Below are 25,891 nucleotides of genomic sequence, written 5' to 3'. Positions count from 1 at the left end.
TATAATACTGTCAATTCTTTAAGGGCTACTTAGTAAGGAATAAAAAAGAGGATAGCGAAAAATGCTACCCATCTTGTTTTAATTAGCTTTCGGCAATACCGTAAGCAAGTAATAAAATATACCCGATGATACAGATTGCACTAATGTTAAGTATTATTAGTAGCCATTTTAATAAACCTTTTTTTGCTTTGAATCCTAAAAAAGCTCCTAATAATGGGAACAAAAACATTGAAAGAATATATGGTTTACCTAATGCTCCTAACGACACTCCATTCCACATTGTAAAAAACATAACAACGAAGATTAATAAAGTAGTAAGTGAAAGAACACTATATTTATTAATTCGGGTTCATCTCCCTTAAAGTTGGTTGTTATTCCTAATTTATTATATTCAAACCTTTATACAATGACCGTTTAATTCCTTTTATGTCATTATAGTATCACAATATTACTTTTTGGCTTAAAAGCAACAAAGTTTACGAAAACAGCCTCAATAAAAAAGACCATCAAAAATGATGGTCCTACTTCACAAACTATCACAAAGTCATTAAAAACAAAGGACATTATAGCTAATAAAATCCTTCATCTTTAATTTTTTTGTTCCATAATATTTCTAACAAACAATTGCTTATTTTTATGAGCAATTATACTTACTATCGCAAGTAATAGCCCCGAAATAACGAATACAATTCTAATTCCTAACAAATCTGCTAATAGTCCCATAACAAGAGAGCCAACTCCAAAAATCCCAGTTCCGATAGCACCTAACGAGGTATAAACAGTTGACAACTGTTCTTTTGGCACACTAGTTTGTATAACCGTTTGTTGAGGAATTTTTTTAATTTGTCCAAAAAGCCCTACACAGAGAGATAAAAGTAAGGAAATGATTGGAATGCTGTTTAGGCTAAATAATATTGTGAATAAGAAACTTGCGAATGAACCGAAAAAAATAAAGGTTCCTATTTTCTTTTCAACAAAAGAAGAAAATTTAATACAATAAGCACTTCCTAAAATCAGTCCTAAAAAGTTAGCTCCATTGATAAATCCCCACCATTTTTCATCAACGTTCAAAGCATCGTTGACAAACACATATAAAATAGCAGCTATCCAAACCGTTGCTGCAATTGTTTCCAAAAATTCTATCCAAGCAATCCTTCTTAATACCGGAGTGTTAGATAAAGTTTTCCAACCCTCTTTAATCTTTTCTAGTTTCCCTTTTAACTCGGTTGTTTCATAGATTACACTTTCTAAAAGGCAAAGTAATATGCTTGCAATTACAAATAAACATCCAACTAACCAAATAAGTTGTTGAGAACTCATAATAATTAGCAATGAACTTCCTACGAACCACATACCTGCTTCTATGACCTGCGTAATAGTTTCTGAAATTCCATTAGCTTGAATTAGATGTTCAGGTTTAACATAGTATGGAGTCAATGTCTGTCTTATTGGATTTGCACAACCGTCAAAAAAGGCAATCAATCCTATTATTAAAAAGATAAAATAATAATTAGCTGCTGTTAAACCAATTAACATAAATCCTAGAATAAAGAGTAAAATCGTTTTTACAATTTGTGACCCAGCAAGTAACCATTTAAGATTTAATTTCTCAACCAAAAGAGGTGTCAGCAGACTGGATATAAACATAGAAGAAGCAATCGTAAATGGCACAAACGATGCTGCAAATGTAGAACCTGTTAATACAAAAATTGTACTTATAACACTGACTATATATAATACATCGCCTATATTAGCGAGTGACTGACCCAATAGTAATAAAGAAAAATTTCTATTCAATTTCATTATATATCCCCCAATATTTCATTCGAATTTTGGCTTAATAGGGGAATATTAGATTGGACTATTCATTAAAATTCAACTCCTATCATATATCGGACAAATCTGGGGGATGTAGATTTATCACAAGTTTTGTATCATCATAAATATTTATATGAATTATAGCATTGTTTTCAAATATATTACATTAATATCCATATATAATTAATAACTGATATAAGCTCCTTTTAAATTACTGCAACATTAGATTGATTTAATTGTTGTAGTAAATAGGGTCATCTATGGTAAAAAAGAGGATAGAAGAGCTTATTCATTTAAGTTCTTCTATCCTTTTAATTTCTATACATATAATGTGTGACATTAAATAAGAATTCACTATTTAAAATAGTTTCAGCCTATAACTTGACTTTTAATAAAACCTATTTGCTAAGCTGGGTTTATTTTAAAATTATGCCTTAATTCTTCTCATGACAATCGTATTATAATAGTTGCCATCTGAAAGGAGTTTATCATTTTTTAAGACGCCTTCAACTTCAAAGCCAAGCTTTTTATAGAGCAAAATTGCTTTGTCATTTGTCTCTACAACTTGCAAGGCCATTTTTTTTATGTCATTCGTGTCAGCCCACTCTATCGATGCTTTCAAGAAATTTTTTCCTATCCCATAGCGCCAAAATTCCTTTAAAACACCTACACCAAATTCTACTTTATGAGCAATTCTTTTTAATGGAGATCCCGCACATCTAGAAAATCCAACAATGCGATTATCAACTACTGCTACTAAACACAAATTCCTTGGACTTACCGTGTCTTCCTTAATGATTTCTTCAAATCCTGTCGTATCGATGAAGCCTTCCCCTTGTTCCCTATCGAAGTTTTCCGTCTCTCCATCAAGTTGTAGCCTCAGATCTGATAATGCTTGGGCATCTTCTATATTGGCAGATCTAATTGTATAATGAAGTTCATTTATATTAAATTCTTGGCTGTTTATGCGCATTATTGAAACCTCTTTTACTTAGTTTGAAAAAAGTACTTGGCTGAATGTTCACGAATCGATTGTGCCAAATAGACTCGTGGTGCTTTATAATTTGCTGTGCATTTAATATGCGACTATCTAGTGTGGTATGTGCACCTTCAACTAAAATATTATGCTGGTATCCACGACTATAGGCATTTCGGATGGTCGTATCAAGACAAAATTCTGTTTGAGCACCAGCGAAAATAAGCTGCTCAATTTGTTGTTCCTGTAAGTATTGCGCTAGTTCCGTTTGATAGAATGCATCCCACGTTGTTTTTTGAATCACTTTATCCTCTGGTTGTCGTAGAAGCCCATGATATAGATCCCAGCCTGGCTTTCCAAACGCAAAATCGTCATCTTTATTTGAATCCGTATGCTGGATAAAAATAATCGGAACTTCACTATTACGAGCCCAAGTTATTAACATATTAATGTTTTCTAATACTTTTTCGTAATCAAATAAGTAGTTTTCACTATCCAAAAAGAATGCTTCCTGCATATCCACGATAATTAATGCCTGCTTCATATAGTTCTCCTTTAGGAATCTGACTTTAATTCTCTTATTGTACAAAAATACTCTTTCCATTTAAAGAGAATTATGAGAAATGAATAGCTCATCACCATAGCGTGTGGTTGATTTCCGTTCCGGCTTATACTTTCTTGAGAGCGTCAGGTGAGCCGCATCCTTTCTAAAGCATCTACCGAGTCAAGATAAAACCCCCTCCACAGCACGATGCCATGAAGGGGGTAAACAACATTTTATTTCATTAATTCTTCAACAAATTCAACTGGTACATATGTTTTTGTTGGTTCTAATAAAGCTGGTGCTACTTCAAAATGACGAAGTGCTTTATTATAGCCATATTCTTTTTGATCACGTGTAATTGTATAAGATAATGCGCCTTTAGAAATAATTGCGCCATTTCCTGTTGATTCTACTTTAAAGCCTAACTCTTCGGCAATTAAACGCAGTGGTACCATTTTAGTACCTTCGACCTCATAAAAGTCTTTATTTATAATTTCTTGTACAGCAGCTTTAGATGGATCCACTTCACCCGGATCAACCTCACCTGGCTCTTGTGCAATCGTATCTAAAACGACAACTTTTGAAGGTGGTGTTTGTGCTGGGATACTCATTGTTGCAATTGTATAGAACACTAGTAAATGTTGTTCTGCTAAATCCTCTGCATTTACCTTTTTACCAGATAGGCTGAGTAATTCCGTTTCTTTACCAACATTTAATTTTAGCGTGTTATCAGTATTCACTAATTCTTTATTGAATAAGTCTACTTCAACTGTTCCCATTTCTTTTGTTTCAACAATAATTACCTCTGGGTTATATTGTGGTGGATAAATCATCAGCATTGGCTTATTTGCATACGTGTATGCCGTTACTTTATCACCTTTTTGTAGTTTAACTTCTTTACCAGTATTATCGAAAACTAGTGTATCGTCATTTACGACAAAAACATTTGTATTTTCTTCTTCTTTCACAGTGTAATATGTTGAATCCTCACGTTTTTCAACATTCTCAATTGTTCCAGCTATTTTAATAAAAATAGGTTGAACTTGTGGATTTTGCTCATTATTATCAGTAGCGTTCGTCACAACCGCTTCTCCTTCGTTCGCTGATGCAGTTGGAGCTACTACAGCGCCCCCGATTAATAATGCTGACATGGCAAATGGTACAACTTTCGTCATTTTCATAAAAAAAGCATCTCCTTCATTTCACGAATTCATAGTAGTAGTCGGTTATAGAAAGAAAAGGTTACAACATTACCAATATTTTTTTCATACTACTAAAAAGCCGTGATTCTTTTACGATGAAGAATCACGGCTTTCTCTTATGCTGTTTGGATGAGTATTTTGTTCGGTTCGCGGGTATTTCCTTGCTTCGCGCGAGTATTCGCCCTCCTTCCGCGAGTATTTCCTTCCTTGCTTCGCGCAAGTATTCACTCATCTTCCGCGGGTATTTCACTGCTTCGGGCGAATATTCTCTCTCCTTCCGCGAGTATTTCCTTGCTCCGCGCGAGTATTCACTCTCCTTCCGCGAATATTTCCTTGCTTCGCGCAAGTATTCACTCATCTTCCGCGGGTATTTCACTGCTTCGGGCGAATATTCGCCCCGATTCGCTCGGGTAATTGCATTTAATCACATTAATTTAGAACATAAATTGCAGTAGATTTAATATACGCTGTAAAAAATATTCACGCTCATTTTGTTTTTTCCTTATTTTCAAAGCCATATCTGGGAGATCGGTGATGACTCCGTTGACATTTTTCCGAATAAATTCGTGTAATGACTGATCTTTATTTAATGTCCAGACAAACAAATCAATTTTTTGTTGCTTCATCTCTGAGATTAGTTGATCTGTTACCCATGCTTCCTCAAGTGATATAAAATCCACCGTTTCATCCATCGGCCCGATGTTTAATGCGTAGACAATCCCAACACGTAAGTTCGGTGCCAATTTTTTTAACTGTGACATCATTTGTGGGTCTGATGATTGCACATAATACGTATCGAGCACCTTATAAGCTTTTAGTTTATCTACTAACTTGGGCAATACATCTTCCGTTTCTTTACCATGAACTTTCAATTCAATCAGTAAGGAAACATTTAAAGTTTTTGCTATTTCAATAAAATCATCTAAAGATGAAATTTTGTCATTAAAACCATTAGCATGAATCGTTAACGTTTTTAATTCACCGAGCGTCATATTGGATATAACTCCATTTTTACCTGTCAGTCTTCTTAATGTTCGATCATGAAATACAACGAATTGTCCATCTACCGTTTGCTGGATATCGACCTCGATTAAGTCTGCACCTGCACTTGCTGCGCTGACAAGGCCACTGATTGTATTTTCTACATTACCCTCCGTGAAGCCACGATGAGCAATAATTTTTGTATCTGGTGCATAGACACTTTTCTCTAACGAAATGATATTCATCACACTTAAGGCGATGAAAACAACCACAACAATGAATAACAATGGCTTATAACGCCTTCTTCGAAATTTCGGTGTAAACCTTGACTTGCCTAAAACAGGTGTATTATAGATAAAAGTCACCATTACTTGTGAAAACATTGCTTGCAGTATACTAAATAACACGACGAAAACCATTTCTAAAAAAGCAAGAGTAATCGCCGCCGTGACAAGTGCTGTACTCGGTATCAAACGCTCCAATATATATAATGGCAAGGTGCTTATAAGTGTAATTCCAAGCATCACAAGTAAAAGAACCATAACTAGCATAGCTAATAATCCAAGGAGTTTAAACAAGCCCTGCTTTGAAAAACGCCAGCTGTGTATTAATGAACGAAATAATGATATTTTGGGCTGGATTGTAAAGATCGGCAAGGCCAAAATACTACGTATCCCTACTATTACAAAAACAATTACCACAACGGCATAAAGTAAACGACCCGAGCGACTGCTCATTATTTCATCTGTCAAAAAATGCGGAATGGACATTGCTTGTGTTAACGTTAGTGGAAATATAAATGAAGCTACTGGCAATAAAAGTGCAATATAAATAAATAAAAAAATGACTTGTATACTAAAAAAAGAAATAACCTTACGATTGAGCTGCTGCCATATGTGTAGATATCGATAGCGAATTCCCCGTTGTTGATAAAAAGCCATTAAAAAAAGAAAGCCCATTTCATAATAAATAACTAGCAAAATGAGCATGATCAAAAAAATGATCATTGAGATGACAAATGGATGCGCCATAAAACTTTGAATATTTTGCTCCGTAATATGTGTGTAGTCCGTTACTCGGAGCATTAGCTTAAATACGATAGCCATCACAGGAACAATTAATAAAAACTGAAATAACTTAATCAGCGCGAAAACCTGTATATAATCGATGCGATACATATAAATATTGTAAAAGGCTTGTCGCATTACTTGTCCTTCTTTGTGCATTTACTCACCCCAGTCATACCTATCGTATCCCCTATCTTAAGCATCTTTACGATTTTTATAAGCTCTTCCAATATGATATGTAAAGCCATTTATTTCTAATTACCTTCCGCTCTTGGAATACAATTTGTTCCATATAATATGCAAGGAAAAATGATAAGATTTCTGTATTTTTAGTGTCTATAAATATTTTCTTGAAACTTTTTTGTATGTAACCCAGTAAATAATACAATCAATACAAAATAAGGGGGCTAATAATGATGAGACAAACAATGTTTAATCTTGGTGATATTATTAGTACAACCGTACTTTTTGTCATTTTCCTAGCGATATTTTTCGTGATGATTAATACGATTAAAAAAATGAAATCGACTGCTCCTTTGCCTCCCCAAGAAACACTTCAGCAAAAAGTAGATGATTTAACAACACGAGTGACAATACTCGAGCATCAAGTGAAAAATTTATCAGAAAGACGCTAGCTCCTAAAAAATGAAAAAACGCTGTAAAGTTTATTCTTTGCAGCGTTTTTCATGTTCTTATAAAAATATTATGTCAATGAATTAAGGTGGATATTTTTAATTTCGCAAAATGTGTGGTTGATTTCCGTTATGACTGGGCGGTTTTTTCATAAATGATACGCCCATCAACAACCGTATAGGCGACTTTTACTTGTGGAATGTTTTCGATAGCTATTGTAAAAATATCTTCTTCCAAAACTGTGAAGTCTGCTGTATAGCCCTTTTCAATTTTACCTCTAACATGATCTTGCGCTATTATTTGTGCAGCTCCAACAGTATATAGTCGTACTGCCTCAAAGCGTGAAATCTTCTCTTCTGGACCGTAGCCGTTATGGGATTCCCCGAAATTCCGTCTTGTTACCGCAGCATATATACCAAATAAAGGATTTGGTACTTCAATCGGGGCATCACTGCCACCTGCAACAACTAATCCACGATTTAATAGCGATTTTAACGGGTGTAATCCTTTTGCTCGTTCCTCTCCTAGCCTAGCTAGTTCTGCCTCATACTCTCCCTGCACGAATTGAGGCTGCATATCCACTGCGACAGGCAATCCAGCGAGTTTTTCTAAAATACCTTCATCGACCAAGCTACAATGAATAACACGATCTAATTGACCTTCGCGAGGAGGATGGGCGGCAAATACTTTTAAAATTGTTTCAATGGCTAAATCTCCAATGGCATGCACTGCCACTGTTTGTTCATGTTGACGTGCCAATTGAACATATTCCTCTAATTGTTCAGTTGAATGTACGAGCATACCGCTATTGCCTGGTTCATCACAGTACGGTTCACGAAGAGCTGCAGTACGTCCTCCAAAGGCACCATCGACAAAAATCTTCATGGCACCAAACTCTAAATACGGAGAAGATGCTTCTTCCATCTTGGCAACTTCCTCAAATACCGTGTGGTGTTGTAATAAATGAACTTTAAACGCTTGCTTTGCCTCGACGATTTTCCGAAAAGCATGTATCGGTTGAAGCGGTGGCCCGTAATAGCTTAAATCCTCAGAATGACCACCTACTAAACCAAATGATTGCAAGGATGTTACCGCCTTTTCAAGAGCGTCCTCAATATACTCGGGCGTAATATGAGGCATATGGTTGACAATCATATACAATGCCGCATCCTTTAAGACTCCTGTTAGCTGTCCATCCACCTTATCAATGACCCCTCCTTCTGGAGATGGTGTGTCATTTGTTATTCCCGCAAATGCCAGTGCCTTGGAATTAGCCAAAATTAAATGATGGCAGCTACGCTTAATGATTAAATGTGCTTCACCAAGTGCATCGAGCTCGGCTAATGTTGGGAAAATAGGAACTTCAAATTGTGTCTCATTAAGCCCTATCGCAATTACCCATTCATCAGCAGGAACCTTTGTCATCCGTTCACGAATAATTGCCAGTAGCTCGTCCTTACTTCTGACGTTCGAGACATCAATATGCTTTAATTTCTCCCCGTAGCCAATGATATGTAAATGACTATCGACAAAACCTGGATACATCACATTCCCTTGTAAATGTCGTATAGAAGTAGCATGTGGCGACAAGCTATCTACTGAGCCTGTCGCCACAATTTTTCCTTCTTCTACAAGGACTGCTTCAACTGTTTCGCCAACTTGCGCCATCGTGTAAATTTTTCCACCTGTCCATAACGTTGCCAAAACAATTCCTCCTATGCAATTGCTTCTAATCAATTATGCCTCGGCATAATTCCGTGACATCCGCCGGACGCTTTGGGCCAACGTGATGTTGGTCACTCAGTTGTGTGTTGTTGCTGTCGCTTTGCTTTCCCACAGATAAATTGCCACAGGACGTGGCGTTCTTTGACTGAGTTCCTCTGTTCAGCGGGTGTTTGGAACCCGCTGAAAGAAATTAAATGTGCTCGCTCTAAGCGACGACGAACAATTACGCCAAACCATGCTGCCAGAACAGCTTTCACAATACCTACAACGATAAATGGTACTACACCACCCATAAATGCTGCTGTCCAAGTTAAATCTCCGACAATTTTTAACCAAGTCGTTCCAAACGCCAATGTCACAACCATCCCAATGATGTTCGCAACAATTGCGTGGAACATTGTAAGCCCAAATTTATCTAAGTATAAGCCCATTATAATGGCCGTCACAAGGAATCCAACAATATAGCCACCTGTAGGACCAACTAAAATACCCAATCCCCCTGAAAAACCGCTAAATACCGGAAGACTTGCTGCACCAAGTAAAATATAAAGCAGTACTGATAACGTACCAACTCTTGTCCCTAAAATTGTTACGACTAAGCCTACTGCTAATGTTTGACCTGTAATTGGAATAAGTGGTAGCGGAATCGTTACTTGTGCAAGAACAGCAATAATCGCTGCACCAAATGCCGCTAACACATAATTATATGTACTACTCTTTTTCAAACTAAATGGCCTCCCTTTGTACGTTAACTCATGCTGCAAATAAGTTAACACAAAGATAAAGCAAATAAAAACTGTTGTCAATCTATTTTGAAAAATTGCTATAAAAAAAGAAATTGCTATAGTAAACTAGCAATTTCTCTTCACAAATTACCAAAGCGGATCGTTGGTAGGATCATCTTCTTGTAAATCAAAGACATATGGTGCTAATTGACGATAATAAATAAGTAATGCAACTATAAAGAAAATAATCCCAATCGTAAAATTATTAAAAATATAATGCATAAAAGACATTAAAGGAACCGGAAATGCTAAAATGCCACCCATTTGCATAGATTTCTTTGTGCGATATTGTTTTTTCCCACAATAAGGGCATTCGAGTTGTCCATTTTTTCGGTACATTTTTCGAGCTTGCTTCTCTGACCAAGTTTCCCCACACTCAATGCACACCGGTAGGCCATATCCTTTCTTGATTAGCACACGTTTAATAATAAAAGTAATACCTACAAAAAAACTAAAAAACAATATACCTTTTACGAAATCATTCTGTAAAAATGTCCATATACTCCATGTATCCGCTTCTTGCTGTAAGCTAGCTGCCTGATGACTCCCTGAATTTTTATTATGTGATAATAAATAACTAAAACCAATGACAAAAAGCGTAAACGTTGCTAGTACCAAACGATATTGCCATGGACTACTTCTTTTTTGTTTAGTTTTACTACGAGCTTTTTGGGCAATTGCTTGTTTTTTTTCATCTGTAAGTTTTACATCCCGAAGTTCATTTAGTACATCTTCTTTAAATTGATTCATGGCGTAACACCTCCCAATCATAATCACCGATTGTTGTTGCAAGTTGCTTTCTCGCACGCTGTAATCTTGTACGTATTGTTGCTTCTGGACAACATACGAGCTTTGCAATTTCCACTGTTGTCATATCCTCAAAATAATAGAGAATCAGTACTTCCCTATATGCCACAGATAATGTAAACAAAGCTCCCACTAGTTCTCGTTTTGTAGACTTAGCAAGAAATTCTTTTTCAGGCGTGACTGCTGTCGGACGCCCTGTTATTTTTTCAAAGAGTGTCAGTCGTTTACTTTTCCAGCTACGCAAATAATCATGGCTTCGATTGACCGTCATTTTCACTAAATATGTACGTAATGATGATTCTTGACGAAATTGCTCCTGCTTTTGATAAAAGGCGATAAACACATCCTGCACAATGTCTTCAGCTGTTGCTTCATTTTTCACATATAAATAAGCAACCTTGAGTAAATAGTCACCGTGCTCTGCAATAATTTTTTCGATATCCATTTGTTGTCCCACCTTCTTTCTAAACTACTGACGGATGCCACTTCATTTCCGATTCATTTTTTCAAAAATTTTTAAAAAGAAAAAAATCTGCCAAACTCCAACGACTATTCGTTGAAATGAAGCAGATCCTTTATGATTGAATCCATTATGCCTCAGCGGATGTTTGGAACCCGCTGAAAGAAGTTAAAAATATTTCGCTGAATAAAACGTTTACATTTTAAAATCCGCCAGTCATCTGACCTGTTTATTTCCCACATCACTATATTTATTAAAGAACGTGATTTGGTTACGGCCATTGCGCTTGGACGTATACAGTGCTGTGTCCGCATTATGGATCAGCTCTTCGACAGCGGTAATTCGGCCTTGTTTATTTGTACTTACACCAATACTAAATTCCAACTGAACGGTCTCATCATTAATTATTAAGGACAGAGAATTTAATGTTTGATTGAGATTTTCCGTCATCGTTTGAATAGATTCACCTTCCTGTAATTTGCAAAGTACAATAAACTCGTCCCCGCCAAAACGAGCAACGATCGACTCAAATGCTTGAAAATAGTCCTTTAATGTTGTTGCAGTAATCGTTAAAGCATCATCACCAAATAAATGACCATTTGCATCATTGATTTCTTTAAAATGATCTAAATCAATCATCATTAATGCTAATTGCTGATTTTCTACTGAAGCTTTCTCCAGCATTTTCTCTGCATTCTGATCAAAATAGCGTCGATTATAAATATTCGTTAATGGATCAATGTAAGAGGTTTTTTCAAAATGTTTTTTCTGGTCATTGTACTCCATCTCAAATAATAAATGAGTATAATTTTCCCTTTGAATTTCTAATAAAATGTCAATATATTCCTTTTGTATCGAGCACAATACAAGTTTATTACCTTGCTTTTCTATTAGCTTCACCAAAGAATTGTAGATTGTTTGAAGCATAGCTAAATCATTATTTTGTAAGGCATAGTGCTTCGACTTTTGGTACAAATCAATAGCCTCGCCAATGCGTCCCTGTTTTTCACAAAGTAAAGCATAGGCATTTATAACTTCTAATTGTAGCTTTGAATAAGGTGGTTTCTGAACCGTCAATAACAGCTCTTTCAATAATTCCCCTGCTTCATCAAATTCCTCCAGGGAAATTTGTGCAACAGCTAAGTTTATTTTTGAATACATAATCCCTGAATATGGATTTTCATGTTTTTTCTCGAAATAATTAGCATAGTATAAGCTCTTTAATGCAAAATCCTTCGCTTTTTGATAGTTCCCTAAAGAGTTTTCCAAGTCGCTCAAATTATTATAAATTTTCCCTATACTATCTATATGTTGAATACGCTCAGCAATCTTTAGTCCTTTAATCATAAACTCTTTAGACTTCTTTATATGGCCAAACGTTCCCCAATAAATGGCTGCTAAAATATAATGGTGGATTAAATCAATATCATCGCCATATTGAAAGGTTAATTCGCGATACTGCTCAAGCACACTAATGGAAACTTGCAAATCACCTGTTTGGAAATAGCTTGCACAGCTATAACGCAATAACAGGATTGCTTTTTTATACATACCAAGTTCAATAGCACTTTCAATTGCGGCACTACTTAATTCTATATATTCTATAAAGCGATTCGCATCATACAATTCATTTAGTGTAATCCATAGTTCGTCAAACTCCTGTGTGTTCATACCGCCCCTCCTTATATTAACCCCTACTTCTTTAATACTATCTTTATGTGCATAATATTACAATTCCTCAGACTCATTTATTTTCAAATTAATGAGTAATTTTAACCTTAAAATACCATACAGTGATCCATTTCTCCCAAAAAGATAATACATAACCCTATAAAAATGACTCTTTTTATACTTTGAATATTTATAACAGTACAAAAACTATAATTTCCAAGCACAGAAAAAACAAGTCTCTTCTTTAAAGAGACTTGCAGAATGGTAATGCCAGCTTTTTAAATAATCCTTGCTTTTATTAATCGTTAACTTTGATAAATAAGCACGTAGCTGTCCACGTTCTTCATAATCATGCTGTGAAAATTTGATAAAAACCTCCTGCACGATGTCCTCTGCCGCGTGTCTATTTTTCACATAAAAATAGGCGAGACGCAATAAATGCTCTGCATGTTCATCCATAATTTTTTCAAGTATGCCGTCCACCTCCCCCTCTTACACTATAAACGACTGCCATTCAACGACCGTTTCACCATTTTTTTAAAAATTTCAATTACCGTATTGACATTGGAGCATACTCCAATGTTAGGATAAATTTAGGAGGTGCTCACATGCTTATCAAACAATTTGCAACTAAGTATAATTTATCTACTGATACCGTACGTTACTATGAAAAAGAAGGATTACTACACCCAACTAAACGGGACAATGGTTATCGAGTGTATGATATCACTTGTGAACATACAATAAAATTTATTTTAGTATTAAGACAGCTCGGCTTTACATTACAAGAAATCAAACAGCTTCTAACACTAGAGCAAAAGCCAACTTCAAATGCCTGCAATCAACAAACAGTACAGTTATTCTCAACAAAGATCGCCCACATTGAAAAGCAGTTATTTTTTTATCAGCAGGCTCTACAATCCTTACAGCTCACTCAAACATTAATGGCTGATGGAAAATACGCAGAAAATAAGTTGGTCATCGGCTCACTTATCGAGGATATGTATAATAAATTACAAGAAGGAAGTGGTCATCATGAAACTACGTAAAATTATCTCATTGGAATATTTAATAGCATTTTTAGTAAGTATATTTTTCTACAAGTATTTTGAATTTTCGTTCCTTTATTTTATATTGTTTTTATTACTACCGGATATAACGATGTTAGGCTACATAGTAAACACTAAAATTGGCGCGTTATTTTACAATATTGGCCATAGTTTAGTCGTGCCAGCCATTCTCTTGATTATAGGCTTTGCCACAGTATCGCCCCCGCTACTAATGGCCTCTATAATTTGGCTTGCTCATATATTTTTAGATCGTACGCTAGGCTATGGTTTAAAATATGATGATGCCTTTACTAAAACTCATTTACAACAAATAGCTTAAGTTAGAAGTTGTGATTTGTATCGATGGGTTGGATGGTTTTATCAGCGATGTTTGATGTTATATCAGCGGTTTTTGTGGTTTTATCAGCGATGTTCGTGGTTCTATCAGCGATTCTTCCGCTTTTATCAGCGATGTTCGTGGTTCTATCAGCGATTCTTCCGCTTTTATCAGCGATGTTCGTGGTTCTATCAGCGATTTTTCCGCTTTTATCAGCGATGAGTGTTTTTATCAGCAGTTCGGTTCACTTTATTAGCGATTATGTACACCCTTTCAAAACCAATTTTTCGGAGGGATACTATGGTATTGAATTTAGTACTTCGCTTTCTATTAGAAATTTGCGTGTTAATGGCTTTTGGATATTGGGGTATACAAACTGGGAAAGGCATGTTCTTCAAGCTTTTACTTGGCATTGGAGCACCGGCTTTGTTCGTAGTTAGTTGGAGTTTGTTCGGTTCACCCAAAGCAACATTTCCATTGAATGGGATTTCGCATTTTTTGTTTGAATTTGTGATATTCTCTTTAGCCGTCATAGCTCTGTATGCTACAGGACGAAAACAATTAGCGATTATATTTGCCATACTAATTATCATTAATGAGATTTTATTGTCCGTATTTCATCAACGCTAAAAAATCCACGTTTTTATAAGTGGATTTTTTAACTCTTTTGAAGATACTTGTATATCGTTGTAAGGTTACCTTTAATACCGTTTACTCCCTTCCATTCCCTATACTTTTTAGGTAAATCAAATTCAGAAATAAAATCTTCCAGTGGCAACTTTCGTTGAAGAGCCTCTTTTGCGCGTTGAATCATGAATGATAAATAGTCAATTAATGTATCGCATAAAGTCATATCAGCAACATTACCATGGCCAGGTACAATTATATTTATATCGATTTGTTTAGCTCGCTTTAATATAGTCAAAAATTCTTCAGGATTATAGATTGGAACATGTAAATCTTCAGTCGCTAAATCACCCATAAAAGCTATTTTTTCGTTAGGCAGGTACATAAATGTGTCACTCGGTGAATGTCCTCCGCCTAAACAGTATAATTCCACAGTTCTTTCGGAACCGGTGATGGTTAATTTCTCTTCAAACAACAAGGATGGTAACACAATTTGTAATTGGGATAAATCAACCAACACCTTCGACATTTCTTGATATTGGTTTATTAAACTCGCTTTTATAATGGTGTCCTTTGTTGAGCCGATTTGATTTTCCAGTTGAAGGAGGTATTGATTCATGTCCTGCTTTTCCTTCTCATAATCTTCAATCTTATTTTTTTCTTTGCACAATTTCTCAGTTACATATGTAGAAATAATCGTTGTATCTGAAAATACTCGATTCCCAAAAACGTGATCTCCGTGATAGTGACTATTAATCAAATACTTTACTTTCTTACCCGTTAAACTTTCGGCTTGGCGCCTTAACTCTTCCCCCGCTGAAGGAGTACTTAGCGAATCAAAAACTAGAAGTCCGTCACCTAAATCAATTATTCCTGCATTACTCCAAGCACCTTGACCTGGTTTAGCAATAGCAGCAAACACACCGTCACATAAAGTATGCAAAGTAAAATATTTTGTTTCTACAATCTCCCGCTCCATTCATAGCTCCCCCTAAAAGTTTTTACATATTATAGCATTCATACTGGAAGATAAATCAATACAAAAAAAATCCACTCTTTTAAAGTGGATTTTTCTCATCATATTAAATAAGTCTCTTAATCTTCGTTTCATATAACGCAACAATTAGTAAGCCTCCAAGTATAGGGGTTAAAGAACTTAAACTGAAATAAAAACCTTCATCATTATATTGTCCTAAGAAATGAAATTGTAGCCATGAAACGCCATATGTTTCACCTATACCGTATAAAAAAACTGTGCTAAATAAAAACAATGTAAGACATTTGATAAATTCATTTCTTTTCATTGCAATTCACCTCACTTAACGATGGTCATTTGTTTTGCATAGGCTACAAGGTCTTCGATAGTAAGCTTAGGTTTTGCAAGAAAAATGCTATATTGATAGCCGTTTTCCTGCCAGCTAATATAACGGAAGTTTTTCTCATCCATTACAGTACCTTTTTGACCTCGGATATCCATTTCTTTTTGACCTTTAATAGGCTCTTCCTTCTTAGCATTGCTAGTTGCTTTAACAACTGTTACTGAAATATTTTGCTGACCATTCTTCGCATAACTAAAGGTATATGCTGAATGATCTTCTATCCCTTTATCTAATGAAATATCCTCCAAAGTTAGTCCATTTACTTCTGGCACCATTAAAAATTCGCCAAGCTGTTCTTTCACTGTATCCAGTGTCACTGATTCAGGTTCAGGTACATTTATTTCTTCTACCGTTGCATCCTTTGGAATATCAAGTGTAAATTGTGCATCATCAATTTTTGCATTTTCATCCATTTTCGTATACTCTGATGTCATTTTACTTCCAGCACTATTCGTTATTGTTTTTAACGTTACCCATGTTTTTTTATCAACCCATACTTCTATATCACCTATTAAAGTATCATCTTTTTTAGCTTTCGCGACAACTTTATACGTATCTCTTCCAGCAATCTTCTCCTCTCCTGCAATTTTCACATCATGCGTATCCTTTACTGCGTTAAATAGTAATTCTAACTGGTCTCTTTGTGATGGGATTTCATCTAACCCACCGTTGCTAATATCTAATTTATGAACAGTGTTTTTAACAACATCATACATCATAATCTGTGAGCCATCGTTGACTGCGATGCTATGCTCACCATTTTCAGTTGTCGACTCAATACGTCGTTTACCATCTTTAATCCACTCTTTGACTTGAGCTTTTTCACCAGCCTCGCCTATATCCATTGTGTATTCACCGTAATACGTAAGTGGTTCTTTCGTTTCCTGTAATGCATGATCAATAATTTCCTGTGGTGAATATGATCCCTCTGTATTACAACCTACTAAGCTAAATGTTAGGGCAGCAACTAAACCTGCTGCACGTAATGATTTTTTCCAATTCATCATGAATTCTCTCCTTTAAATGATGGTAACCAGCAAAGTACAGCTGTCCCATAGTTTTCTTTTGATATAAGCTCTACTGTCCCACCATGTTTTTCTATTATTTGTTTTGCTATATTTAATCCTAGTCCAGTGCCGCGCTCCCCAGCCTTAGTTCGTGCTGAATCTGCTTGGTACATGGGCTCGAATAACTTCTCGATATCCTCTTTTTTTACACCTTGCCCGCTATTTTGTACAATGATATACATACCATTCTGCTTATTCAGTGCAGGCGATACAAAATCAAAGCTCTCTATAGGGCATTGTCCAGCATTCACGGCTGCTAAGCCTATCGTTGTACCTACTGCTCCATAGCGCCAAGCATTACTCATTAAATTGTCGATCACCCGTTGAAGCTGCTTCGGATGCACTGCATACATACCCTCTATGTCACAAGTAACTTCAAGCATAAATCCTTGATCTTTGCACAGCTGCTCGTAATCAGACAGTGCCATTTCAAAAAACTCTGCCCCATCAACTGCAACAAGTTCTAAATGATAGCTTGTCGATTGCAGTAAAGTGTACATTAGTAAATCCTCTAACATATGCTTCATCGTTTCAGACTTTGTTAAAATTATCTGTCGGTACTCGTCTTGCTGTTCTTCTGATAACGCCTTGCTTTGTAAAGATTCAGCATATGCTTGAATAGCTGTAAGAGGTGTTTTCAAATCATGGGAAATACTTGCAATCATTAGCTCCTTTTGCTGTTGTTCAGTTTTCAAGTGAGCACGCGCTGTTTCAATTTCGTCCTGCATGGCAAGAAAGGTTTGAGCAAGTTCCCCAATTTCATCTTTTCTTACCACTAAATTTGATTCCACATGCTCCCCCTTTGCAAAAGTACGCATTTGCCGCATCAGTTCATGTAACGGGCGATTTAATTTACGGTTAAGCAGCATCATTACTGCAAAATAAATAAGGAGAAATAAAAATATAGAGCTAGCTATTACAAGCCAAGAACGACTTTCTACACCTTTTACCCAATCCGTCCTAACTAATTGAATCTCATAAACCCCAAGCAATTCTCCATCTTGATAAACAGGTTCTTTATAAGTAAAAGCATTGTAATTTTGCTTTAGCTCATATAAACCTTTAAATATTCTATCTTTAGAATCAAACACCTGTTTCAATGGATTTGAGGAATACAAAATCAAGTCTGATTTCGAGTAAAGAGTAATTGCAAGATGCTCATTCGTTAGTGCTTCAATATCCTTTATATCCGCATTTTTTTTATAATACATAGGATTTTCGAGAACAGATTTTACCTGATTGAGCTCTGTTAATTTTTCAAAATATTCACCAACGTTTTTATCTTGGTAATAGGCATTGATCCACACATAAAGGCTATAAGCACCTGTTATCGGTAAAACCATCACGATGAAGAAAGTGATGAGTAACCATGTTTTAATCTTCATAAAAGTTCACCGATAAAGCGGTACCCCTTGCCCCATACTGTTTGTATATAATACGGTGATTTTACTGGGTCTTTTAGCTTTTCTCGTAGCGCCTTTATATGTACTGTGACTGTATGTGTTTCATCTACGCTCGCCTGTTGCCAAATATGCTGATAGAGCTCTTTTTTTGAAAAGGTTTGGCTTGGATTTTTCGCAAGTAGTTTTAACAGAGCAAATTCCTTCTGTGTTAAGGCAAGCTCTTGATCATCAAGGCGCGCTGTTTCCTTTTGCCAATCAATTTTTAAGCCGTGTGCAAAGGACGTAACATCATCTGCTATCTCTTTTTTCGTATAACGTTTCCAGCGACGTAAGTGTGAGGCTACACGTGCCTTTAACTCCTCTAAGCTAAACGGTTTCGCTATATAATCGTCAGCACCCTGCAAGCCCTCAACCTTATCTTCCTCCTCCTTACGCGCGCTCATCATTATAATAGGTACATCACTTTCCCAACGGATATTTTGGCAAACCGTAAGACCATCCATCTCAGGCAACATCCAGTCGACTAACACTAAATCGAACGTATCGGCTTGAAAATCAGCTAGCCCTTCAAGTCCTGTTGTTGCCCAAGTAATTTGGTAACCTTCTTGCTCAAGCGTATCCTTCACAATACGTCCAATCGCCGTATCATCCTCAATCAGTAATAGCTTTTCTTTCATCTGTTTTCCTCCTGTACTAACCTTACTATGTAAAAAGACAATTTTTCTGAACTTTATACTTTCTTTATAATTACCATAGATTTGGTTATCCGTCACTTCTCGTTTTTTATCCTTCGGTCAGGATGAGCTTTCCGTCACCTTCTTTTGTATCCGTCGGTCTGGGCTGACTATTCGTCGCTTCTCCTTTTCCTTCTGTCGGTCTGCCCAGGCTTTCCGTCGCCTTCTTTCCCATCCGTCGGTCGGCTCGGACCTTCCGTCGCTTTGCCTCTTCTTTCCGTCGTTCTACCCGGACTTTCTGTCGCCTTCTTTCCCATCCGTCGTTCTGCTCGGGCCTTCCGTCGCTTCTCCTTTTCTACCCGCCGTTCTACCCGGAATTTCCGTCGCCTTCTTTTTCATCCGTCGTTCTGCCCGGCCATTCCGTCGCTTCTCCTTTTCTATCCGTCGTTCTACCCGAGCTTTCCGTCGCTTCTCCTTTTCTATCCGTCGTTCTACCCAAAATGCCCCTCAATTCTTATCTACAGCAACTTCAAAAACTCCATTTCGAAAAAGATTGTTCAAAATGGAGTTACTCTTTTAGATTAGTATGAAATTTTTTGTAAAAAAGCTTGATCATTTTAATAAGCCTTATTCTGCAAACGCTCCTTTTTCCGGAATAAGCAATTCACTTATTGATATTAATATAACAGTTAGATTTCCTTTATTAGACAATATATTTTTTCTACATCTACTATTTGGCTGCCACTGACTAACTCGAGAATACTGTTTTTTTCAACTTCCGTTTCGAAAACTGATTGTTCGTCTCCGCTTTGAACTCTCACTTTCGCATCCTCTAATGGCTGCGCTATCGAAACGATACGACCACTTTTATCGTGAACGATCGACACCTTCACTTTTGTCATTTCTACTTCACCCCTTTCGGTCGATCCATAGGCCAGATTATGAGAACTTTCGTCCAGAATACCCCCGCGTCACAGTGTCTCAACTTGAGCAATAATGTGAACGTTACAGGAGTTGAAGAATGCATTGTTCATAATTTTGATTTTATAGGCTTTTTGTGACGTCGACGTGCTCGAACGACTCCCCGGCGTGAGCGTTGCGTGTCTCACAGGATTTAGAACACCCGTACCGGGAAAGACTACAATACTGAAGACCACTAACTCATTTGCGTAGAATCCATGGATGAACTACGCATAGCATTATGACTAGCTCCAACTCCTCCAATATAAAAACACGTGAAGATTTATCAAACCCCATACCTTTTAAGTCTTCGCAGAGTCTAATACTTGAAGAAGATACAGTGTCTATATCACGTGTTGTATAGTTATTTTGCGCATAAATCTCTACCGATAGACTACCATCTATTAACCTTCATAAAGATCATAGATCTATATGTATTTCTAACTCTTAAAAAATTATTAATCAAAAATAACGGATTTTGTTCATTTCTTTTTAGGACATTCTAGAAGTGGCTTGGTGATCATGGTTGGTGGTACTAAGTAAAAAAGCGTGGTGAAATGGGTAATATTTGTAATTTTTTCAAACAACTACAATTTTCGACAACATTTTCATTTTTGTTGTGTTATGGTTGTATTATTCTATTAAATGCAACTTATTAATAGAAAAAACAAATGTAAAGGGAGAGTTAATTATGTTTAAATCAAAAATTTCAAAAATGGTAGGATCACTGGCTTTATCAGGGGCTATACTAATTCCTGCAGTATCAGCGAATGCATGGACTGAGTATGTTTATGTTAAGGACTTATATCCGAACGCTGAACATTTTGTATTTGTAAATAGCGGGGCAAATGACAAGTATGTAATAGTACAAGAAAGAGGATGGGATGATAGAATATACGAAACAAAGGTAAAATGCGATAAAATGATGGATGGTAAGTGTTATGTAGCACGTGAAAGATAGTTCAAAATGTGCTACTAGGTGGGGCATTTAGTATTTATTGAAATACATAAATACAAAAAGGCGCATTGGCTCATTAACGAGTTGTGCGCTTTTTTTGTTTCTCGGGGAGTGAACCTAGAGTTGTTTAGTTAGTATCTGGTATTATAAAAACATCATTTTAAGTAAGAGATTTATTATTTGTTATATCCAGCCAATCATTCTTCGTACAAACTCTTCCAGAATATTTAACATTTACTACCATTCTACCTGCATGTAGTACTGCACTTTCTTTTGAAGCAATTACAACTACTTTTAACAATTCAATCGTGTTATTTTATTTGTCTTCATTTTCATCCTGAATTATTCATACTTTTAAAAAGAAAAACATTTTGTTCTTGAAATTTAGGGAAGAAAGATAGTAAATAAATGGACGAGATTTTTTTCACTTGCCTTGATTCCTTTTCCTTTAGATTTAAGAATAAAGTGTCATCCTTTTAGGATAAAGAAAAACAAGTAACTGTTGAAGTGACCCCTAAAAGTTAGACACGGTTATTTCATATCACACAAACCAAAAAAGCGAATGGAACTATATTCATTCCATTCGCTCTTCTTATTCCTCACTTATTTGCAATTTACTTCATTATCCAACGTGTCAATCTACCTTAATTATCCTCTCCCGCATACCATTTACCCTTAACAATAACAACCTTTCAGCAGGCACCGAAGAAATTGTCGGTAGTGTGAATTCGATCCACTCCATAACTAAATCTAACGCAGCAGGCACAGAAAGTATTTCTGCTACGACCGAAGAACAAACGGCATCAATGGAGGAAATTTCATCATCTGCTTATGCACTTGCAAACTTGGCAGAGGAGTTAAGGGAATTGGCAGCTCAATTCCGTGTATAATCTCATAAACGGAGACAGCATCACTCTTAACATTTAAGTGTAACTTTGTACATTTTTTAAGGAATAACCACTTCAGTCATATAAAAAGAAGCGGCAAGATTATTTTTTGATCTAAACCGTTTCTTCCTATTATGTTAAGCCATTCCTATACACCAATTAAATAAATTGTTAAATTTTGAATCACTCTCTAATTCTGGATAGCTATCTATGTAAATGGTATAAGCTTTTAAGTATGAAGGAATAGCTTTCTCAATTACTACATTTATTGGTAAATCTAATAAAAAATAATAACCTTGCACTCTTAATAGCATACAGTCCTTCTCATTTTAAACATCTTCTCTTTATCCTCTTGTGATAATCTAAATTTAATTGAAGGTAAATTTTGAGAGGCATAAGCTTCGATGATTTTTTTGAAAGTGTTAAAAAAGCGTTAGATATTATTTTCTAAATACACAGATAAAAATAGTATTGCTCATCTTACTACAAGGATATTAGTAGATATGGGATATTCAAATTCAGTGTATGAGCTTATCAAAGATTCAGAAGTTCGACTTTTGGTTGAATTAGCGAATAAAATCAAGAATTAACAACTTATAAATCTAAATATTAAAAGGAGGACATATGGAAATATACAATATTAATTTGAATATTCATTATTCTGCCCCACAAGAAGTTTGGGATAAGTTGGAGCGTTTATATAGAGAAATGCCTAACTGGAACAACTTTGTAAACGGCTGTCCACAGTGGTATGGTTCACATGGTAAATTGATAGAAGTAAGTATTGAATCAAGTGGATTACAATTCTATGCTAAATTACCATCAGAAGAATGGAATGAATGGATTACATTATTTAAGAATAGAGCTACAAAATTATTGGGATATGAAGTTGGCGAACCAGAAGACGGTTTTGAATTTAACTATTATGATTAACCCTACAAATTCAAAGTTGTCCATAAGCTTAATTTGAAAATACATAAGACATTTCGGTGTCTTTTTTATATCATCGACAATTCTTCCAATCACACCTAATTTCACAGGCAATTCACTATACAAATATAGCTATCACATCATAATAATAGTAAGGTAAAGCTAATTTAGCCTTACACCTCCTATTCTTTTTACTAAGGGTCACTCCATCCCAAGTGGCCTTTTTTTAATGGTTTTATCTCACGAAAATATATTTTTAAAAGCCTATAGCTCAATGGTTTAACAACCATACTCCTTCTCCGCAACCAACATATTATATATTGTAGAAAGGAGGTGTTTTTTATGGGATACTATGGCGGAAATGTTGGTGGCATTGGTAACTGCGGCTATTCCGGCGGCGGTTATGGTAATGGTTCTGCATTTGCCTTAATTGTTGTTCTATTTATACTTCTAATTATTGTCGGCGCTACTTTCTTAAATACAGGGTATTAACATTTCCGATGTAAGGGTCGCCCTCCCAGGCTGGTGACCCTTTATTAATTTCTCACATCAGAATGCCCCCACCTTACTGAACATTTTCTTTCAGATATTCATTCAATATAGTTTTGAAATTTATAGTTTCACTTTGGTATCTTTGTTTAAAGTAACCTTCTACTCCTTCTTCTTCAATTAACCTGCACCGTTAGCTTAATTAGATTATTTAAGAACTATGAAAAACGCCCCTCAAGAATCCCTCTTCGGTCATTTTAAAGATGAAACCAATATGAAAGCGTGCGAAACATTAGAAGAAGTAAAAGAAGTGAAAAGTTATATGATGTATTACAACCATTATCGAGGGCAATAGAACTTGAAAAAGCTGCCGCCTGCAAAATACAGACAGCAGCTCCAAAAGGTTGCCAAGCTTTTTTCAAAATGTCCTTTACAAAGGGTACACTTTAATGAACCGTGTAGCCCTTTTTACTATTGTTTTGAGTAATATTCCAAAATTCCTTTGTAGATAGATTCAGCAAATAGCTCAATATATTGATTATCTGTCAGTTTAGCTCGATCTTTACTATTTGATAGGAAGCCTAGCTCAACTAGAATCATTCATATTTACGTTTTTAACAATTTGATTGTTTACAAACGTCGCAAGATCAATGTCTTCCTGATGCATATCACCTAGTGTTTTAGCGAAAAATGTTTCGGTACCTTGCGCAGAAGTATTATCTGCATAATTAACACATGGATACTTACGAAAATCTCACCATAATTATCATGTGTAAAGTCAAGTTGAACAATATTCCCCCTTTTTCAACCTATAAATCTCGAGATAAACGAACCATATCCCTGCACTGAATACCGTTCTCAAAAATTTCTTCTGGGTAATGCTTAACTAGGTTTGAATTAACCAGAAGTCTGGTAGCGTGCCAAAAACAACTCTTTGAAAACTCCCTGCATCACAATTGTGGTAAAATAGGTTAATTATGGTGTGTTATATTATTGGGGGTACTATAATTGATGAAGAAATCCATAATTATTTTAGTAGTGATAGGCGCAATTGGTGTATATTGGTTTTGTCCTAAAGCACACGTTGAAGAACCTATTGTGATGTCCGTTCAACTTGACGAAGTAAGTAAAACATTAGCCGTTTCATACATAGTTGAACAAAATAACGATACGTATTTAATGGAAATTGCACATAATACAAAAGGATTTTACCCTCCACGAAACAGTGGTAATTGGGATCGGGAAACTAATTTTACAGAAGTATTAGCAGTATAAAATGGCTATGAGCTACGAGAAGATGTAGTTGAACTAACAGACGAACTGCTCTCCTACTTTCTTTCATTAGAAGGGCGTACATTACCTGTTGAAATTTCATTTGAAAACTATTATCCAATTGAAACAACACTTGTTCTACTAATGGAAGGTGAGGCAATAGACGTAATAAAGAATGATGATTTGCTTCGCTATACGTATACATCCTCTAAAGATGAAACGATTGATTCAATCGGTCATTATGATAGTGTAGCTACGATATCATTCGAGCAGAATAATTAGGAAGTTGATTTTCCACTCACACTTACACAAGGAAGTTCAGTAGATATTCTTATCCACGAACCATACAAACTTAGTTCGAAGGATAAACTTTTACTTGAAATTACAATGATTGATGGACAATCAGTTACGAATAATATCTTAATGACTAGATCTATTCCAAAAGGATACTTAAAGCAAATTGTAAAGGAAGCGAATGCTAATAATAATTGAGTAGATTATTTATAATCTACCAAAGCCTATTTAAATACATAAGCGTTTTAGTTGAATAAAGTTTTTACTATATACAAAACAAATCTAATAAACATTCCTAAATGCTAATTTGGGCACACATAAACCTCAAAATGTTGATAGTACAGCGTTCTGAGGTTGTTTTGTGTGCGATACGTCCATACGTTTTTTTATGCAAAGGCCTTGAACGCAGTTACTGTAAGTCTTTTTTTAATTTGCAGAAAAATGTTGCTGGTGTACTGTCTGTATAAAATCGTACATATTCAGGCAATTTCTTAACGTCTTAAATATGCACTTTTATTACGAGCCCCTTATTGAACTACCCTGCTCCGTTAGTTGAATAGCAACAATTTTTTTCGAAAACAGCCTTAATATTTTATGTACTCGCTATTTAATACAATAATTATAAGAGTAATTATCAGAATTATATATCCCAAAGAACCTAAATTATTATCATTATGTTTATTTTTCTTTTCAATGATTTTTTCAATAATTACAAAATAGATAGAAAAAAAAAGCTCCAATATACAAATAATCAGAGAATAATAGGATTAATAATAATGCTCAAAATATTAAATATCTAAAAACTTTACTTTTAAGTATAAATTCTCCTTCAAATAGTTTATAGTTTTATTTTACATTTAGCTGTTTTTAGCATATATTCTTTAATTCCTTTCTGA

Annotated in this window: 30 protein-coding genes and 2 pseudogenes; 10 read left to right on the top strand and 22 right to left on the bottom strand. The window is 35.5% G+C overall.

Annotated elements, in window-relative coordinates; all coding sequences use genetic code 11:
• Nucleotides 1-82: 82 nt before the first annotated feature.
• The 6 genes from ACIQ7T_RS06310 to ACIQ7T_RS06285 form a co-directional block, all read right to left on the bottom strand.
• On the bottom strand, nucleotides 83-268 hold the full coding sequence (locus ACIQ7T_RS06310; protein WP_370083542.1) for a hypothetical protein: 186 nt from the start codon (nucleotides 266-268) through the stop codon (nucleotides 83-85).
• A 320-nt stretch (nucleotides 269-588) separates the two neighbouring features.
• The gene (locus tag ACIQ7T_RS06305; protein ID WP_402869201.1) at nucleotides 589-1,803 is read right to left on the bottom strand and encodes an MFS transporter; all 1,215 of its coding nucleotides are present in this window, start codon (nucleotides 1,801-1,803) and stop codon (nucleotides 589-591) included.
• A gap of 442 nt (nucleotides 1,804-2,245) precedes the next feature.
• Nucleotides 2,246-2,791 (bottom strand): GNAT family N-acetyltransferase, encoded by a 546-nt coding sequence (locus ACIQ7T_RS06300; RefSeq protein ID WP_402869199.1) that lies wholly within the window; start codon nucleotides 2,789-2,791, stop codon nucleotides 2,246-2,248.
• Nucleotides 2,766-3,338, bottom strand: a complete 573-nt coding sequence (locus ACIQ7T_RS06295) for a cysteine hydrolase family protein (RefSeq protein WP_402869197.1) — start codon at nucleotides 3,336-3,338, stop codon at nucleotides 2,766-2,768. The genes ACIQ7T_RS06300 and ACIQ7T_RS06295 overlap by 26 nt, the downstream gene beginning before the upstream one ends.
• 233 nt (nucleotides 3,339-3,571) lie before the next feature.
• Complete coding sequence (locus tag ACIQ7T_RS06290; RefSeq protein ID WP_402869195.1) at nucleotides 3,572-4,519, bottom strand: stalk domain-containing protein; 948 nt, start codon at nucleotides 4,517-4,519, stop codon at nucleotides 3,572-3,574.
• 455 nt (nucleotides 4,520-4,974) lie between these two features.
• On the bottom strand, nucleotides 4,975-6,747 hold the full coding sequence (locus ACIQ7T_RS06285) for a glycerophosphoryl diester phosphodiesterase membrane domain-containing protein (RefSeq protein ID WP_402869193.1): 1,773 nt from the start codon (nucleotides 6,745-6,747) through the stop codon (nucleotides 4,975-4,977).
• 254 nt (nucleotides 6,748-7,001) lie between these two features.
• Between ACIQ7T_RS06285 and ACIQ7T_RS06280 the strand changes: the two genes are divergently transcribed.
• Nucleotides 7,002-7,223 carry a hypothetical protein gene (locus ACIQ7T_RS06280; protein ID WP_370083636.1) on the top strand — a complete coding sequence of 74 codons (222 nt, stop codon included), beginning with the start codon at nucleotides 7,002-7,004 and terminating at the stop codon, nucleotides 7,221-7,223.
• A gap of 127 nt (nucleotides 7,224-7,350) precedes the next feature.
• On the opposite strand, the gene ACIQ7T_RS06275 is transcribed toward ACIQ7T_RS06280, so the two are convergent.
• The 6 genes and pseudogenes from ACIQ7T_RS06275 to ACIQ7T_RS06250 all read right to left on the bottom strand — a co-directional run bounded on the left by ACIQ7T_RS06275 (nucleotide 7,351) and on the right by ACIQ7T_RS06250 (nucleotide 13,152).
• Nucleotides 7,351-8,925, bottom strand: coding sequence for an amidohydrolase (locus ACIQ7T_RS06275; RefSeq protein WP_402869191.1), 1,575 nt, complete (start codon nucleotides 8,923-8,925; stop codon nucleotides 7,351-7,353).
• Nucleotides 8,926-9,134: 209 nt separating this feature from the next.
• A pseudogene (locus tag ACIQ7T_RS06270) lies at nucleotides 9,135-9,671 on the bottom strand (biotin transporter BioY); the annotation flags it as partial.
• Between the two features lie 147 nt (nucleotides 9,672-9,818).
• The gene (locus tag ACIQ7T_RS06265; protein ID WP_370083632.1) at nucleotides 9,819-10,481 is read right to left on the bottom strand and encodes a TIGR04104 family putative zinc finger protein; all 663 of its coding nucleotides are present in this window, start codon (nucleotides 10,479-10,481) and stop codon (nucleotides 9,819-9,821) included.
• The gene (locus tag ACIQ7T_RS06260; RefSeq protein WP_402869189.1) at nucleotides 10,468-10,983 is read right to left on the bottom strand and encodes a sigma-70 family RNA polymerase sigma factor; all 516 of its coding nucleotides are present in this window, start codon (nucleotides 10,981-10,983) and stop codon (nucleotides 10,468-10,470) included. Before ACIQ7T_RS06260 ends, ACIQ7T_RS06265 begins: the two co-directional genes overlap by 14 nt.
• Before the next feature lie 231 nt (nucleotides 10,984-11,214).
• Nucleotides 11,215-12,669, bottom strand: coding sequence for a tetratricopeptide repeat-containing diguanylate cyclase (locus ACIQ7T_RS06255; protein WP_370083629.1), 1,455 nt, complete (start codon nucleotides 12,667-12,669; stop codon nucleotides 11,215-11,217).
• A 207-nt stretch (nucleotides 12,670-12,876) separates the two neighbouring features.
• Nucleotides 12,877-13,152, bottom strand: a complete 276-nt coding sequence (locus ACIQ7T_RS06250) for a sigma factor (protein WP_402869187.1) — start codon at nucleotides 13,150-13,152, stop codon at nucleotides 12,877-12,879.
• A 125-nt stretch (nucleotides 13,153-13,277) separates the two neighbouring features.
• Here ACIQ7T_RS06250 and ACIQ7T_RS06245 point away from each other — a divergent pair, with 125 nt between their 5' ends.
• From ACIQ7T_RS06245 to ACIQ7T_RS06235, 3 genes are all read left to right on the top strand, one after another.
• Entirely contained in the window at nucleotides 13,278-13,718 is a 441-nt protein-coding gene (locus tag ACIQ7T_RS06245; RefSeq protein ID WP_402869185.1) for a MerR family transcriptional regulator, read from the top strand.
• Complete coding sequence (locus ACIQ7T_RS06240; protein WP_402869183.1) at nucleotides 13,705-14,058, top strand: DUF4260 domain-containing protein; 354 nt, start codon at nucleotides 13,705-13,707, stop codon at nucleotides 14,056-14,058. Before ACIQ7T_RS06245 ends, ACIQ7T_RS06240 begins: the two co-directional genes overlap by 14 nt.
• Before the next feature lie 297 nt (nucleotides 14,059-14,355).
• Nucleotides 14,356-14,685 carry a YrdB family protein gene (locus ACIQ7T_RS06235; RefSeq protein WP_370082367.1) on the top strand — a complete coding sequence of 110 codons (330 nt, stop codon included), beginning with the start codon at nucleotides 14,356-14,358 and terminating at the stop codon, nucleotides 14,683-14,685.
• A 28-nt stretch (nucleotides 14,686-14,713) separates the two neighbouring features.
• On the opposite strand, the gene ACIQ7T_RS06230 is transcribed toward ACIQ7T_RS06235, so the two are convergent.
• From ACIQ7T_RS06230 to ACIQ7T_RS06200, 7 genes are all read right to left on the bottom strand, one after another.
• Nucleotides 14,714-15,661, bottom strand: a complete 948-nt coding sequence (locus ACIQ7T_RS06230) for an MBL fold metallo-hydrolase (RefSeq protein WP_370082365.1) — start codon at nucleotides 15,659-15,661, stop codon at nucleotides 14,714-14,716.
• A 103-nt stretch (nucleotides 15,662-15,764) separates the two neighbouring features.
• Entirely contained in the window at nucleotides 15,765-15,986 is a 222-nt protein-coding gene (locus tag ACIQ7T_RS06225) for a hypothetical protein (protein WP_370082363.1), read from the bottom strand.
• Between the two features lie 11 nt (nucleotides 15,987-15,997).
• Nucleotides 15,998-17,065, bottom strand: coding sequence for a LolA family protein (locus tag ACIQ7T_RS06220; protein ID WP_402869180.1), 1,068 nt, complete (start codon nucleotides 17,063-17,065; stop codon nucleotides 15,998-16,000).
• Nucleotides 17,065-18,513: a HAMP domain-containing sensor histidine kinase gene (locus tag ACIQ7T_RS06215; protein ID WP_370082360.1), complete on the bottom strand. Its 1,449-nt coding sequence runs from the start codon at nucleotides 18,511-18,513 to the stop codon at nucleotides 17,065-17,067. Before ACIQ7T_RS06215 ends, ACIQ7T_RS06220 begins: the two co-directional genes overlap by 1 nt.
• Nucleotides 18,510-19,208: a response regulator transcription factor gene (locus ACIQ7T_RS06210; RefSeq protein WP_402869178.1), complete on the bottom strand. Its 699-nt coding sequence runs from the start codon at nucleotides 19,206-19,208 to the stop codon at nucleotides 18,510-18,512. The genes ACIQ7T_RS06215 and ACIQ7T_RS06210 overlap by 4 nt, the downstream gene beginning before the upstream one ends.
• Nucleotides 19,209-19,572: 364 nt before the next feature.
• On the bottom strand, nucleotides 19,573-19,704 hold the full coding sequence (locus ACIQ7T_RS06205; RefSeq protein WP_402869177.1) for a hypothetical protein: 132 nt from the start codon (nucleotides 19,702-19,704) through the stop codon (nucleotides 19,573-19,575).
• A gap of 190 nt (nucleotides 19,705-19,894) precedes the next feature.
• Nucleotides 19,895-20,107 carry a hypothetical protein gene (locus ACIQ7T_RS06200; protein ID WP_370082354.1) on the bottom strand — a complete coding sequence of 71 codons (213 nt, stop codon included), beginning with the start codon at nucleotides 20,105-20,107 and terminating at the stop codon, nucleotides 19,895-19,897.
• 749 nt (nucleotides 20,108-20,856) lie between these two features.
• Here ACIQ7T_RS06200 and ACIQ7T_RS06195 point away from each other — a divergent pair.
• Together ACIQ7T_RS06195 and ACIQ7T_RS06190 are read left to right on the top strand one after the other, a co-directional pair.
• Nucleotides 20,857-21,126, top strand: a complete 270-nt coding sequence (locus ACIQ7T_RS06195) for a hypothetical protein (protein WP_370082352.1) — start codon at nucleotides 20,857-20,859, stop codon at nucleotides 21,124-21,126.
• Between the two features lie 719 nt (nucleotides 21,127-21,845).
• On the top strand, nucleotides 21,846-22,013 hold the full coding sequence (locus tag ACIQ7T_RS06190; protein WP_370082350.1) for a hypothetical protein: 168 nt from the start codon (nucleotides 21,846-21,848) through the stop codon (nucleotides 22,011-22,013).
• Nucleotides 22,014-22,147: 134 nt separating this feature from the next.
• On the opposite strand, the gene ACIQ7T_RS06185 is transcribed toward ACIQ7T_RS06190, so the two are convergent.
• Nucleotides 22,148-22,324, bottom strand: a complete 177-nt coding sequence (locus tag ACIQ7T_RS06185; protein ID WP_402869174.1) for a hypothetical protein — start codon at nucleotides 22,322-22,324, stop codon at nucleotides 22,148-22,150.
• A gap of 310 nt (nucleotides 22,325-22,634) precedes the next feature.
• Here ACIQ7T_RS06185 and ACIQ7T_RS06180 point away from each other — a divergent pair, with 310 nt between their 5' ends.
• The 3 genes from ACIQ7T_RS06180 (at nucleotide 22,635) to ACIQ7T_RS06170 (ending at nucleotide 23,784) form a co-directional block, all read left to right on the top strand.
• The gene (locus ACIQ7T_RS06180; protein ID WP_370082346.1) at nucleotides 22,635-22,943 is read left to right on the top strand and encodes a hypothetical protein; all 309 of its coding nucleotides are present in this window, start codon (nucleotides 22,635-22,637) and stop codon (nucleotides 22,941-22,943) included.
• 339 nt (nucleotides 22,944-23,282) lie between these two features.
• The gene (locus ACIQ7T_RS06175; RefSeq protein WP_370082344.1) at nucleotides 23,283-23,432 is read left to right on the top strand and encodes a YjcZ family sporulation protein; all 150 of its coding nucleotides are present in this window, start codon (nucleotides 23,283-23,285) and stop codon (nucleotides 23,430-23,432) included.
• 217 nt (nucleotides 23,433-23,649) lie between these two features.
• Nucleotides 23,650-23,784 carry an IS3 family transposase gene (locus ACIQ7T_RS06170; protein WP_483308143.1) on the top strand — a complete coding sequence of 45 codons (135 nt, stop codon included), beginning with the start codon at nucleotides 23,650-23,652 and terminating at the stop codon, nucleotides 23,782-23,784.
• Between the two features lie 116 nt (nucleotides 23,785-23,900).
• Here the strand turns inward: ACIQ7T_RS06170 and ACIQ7T_RS06165 are convergent, their stop codons facing one another.
• Nucleotides 23,901-24,029 (bottom strand): N-acetylmuramoyl-L-alanine amidase family protein, encoded by a 129-nt coding sequence (locus ACIQ7T_RS06165; RefSeq protein ID WP_370082342.1) that lies wholly within the window; start codon nucleotides 24,027-24,029, stop codon nucleotides 23,901-23,903.
• 209 nt (nucleotides 24,030-24,238) lie between these two features.
• Nucleotides 24,239-24,316: pseudogene (locus tag ACIQ7T_RS06160) on the bottom strand (GNAT family N-acetyltransferase); the annotation flags it as partial.
• Between the two features lie 121 nt (nucleotides 24,317-24,437).
• Between ACIQ7T_RS06160 and ACIQ7T_RS06155 the strand changes: the two are divergent.
• Nucleotides 24,438-24,704, top strand: coding sequence for a hypothetical protein (locus tag ACIQ7T_RS06155; protein ID WP_370082332.1), 267 nt, complete (start codon nucleotides 24,438-24,440; stop codon nucleotides 24,702-24,704).
• Nucleotides 24,705-25,891 lie beyond the last annotated feature (1,187 nt).

The sequence above is a fragment of the Lysinibacillus sp. NPDC096212 genome, assembly GCF_044763105.1.
Classification (GTDB): domain Bacteria; phylum Bacillota; class Bacilli; order Bacillales_A; family Planococcaceae; genus Lysinibacillus.
Note: the sequence above shows the minus strand (reverse complement) of the source record. Positions and strands in the feature narration are given on the sequence as shown.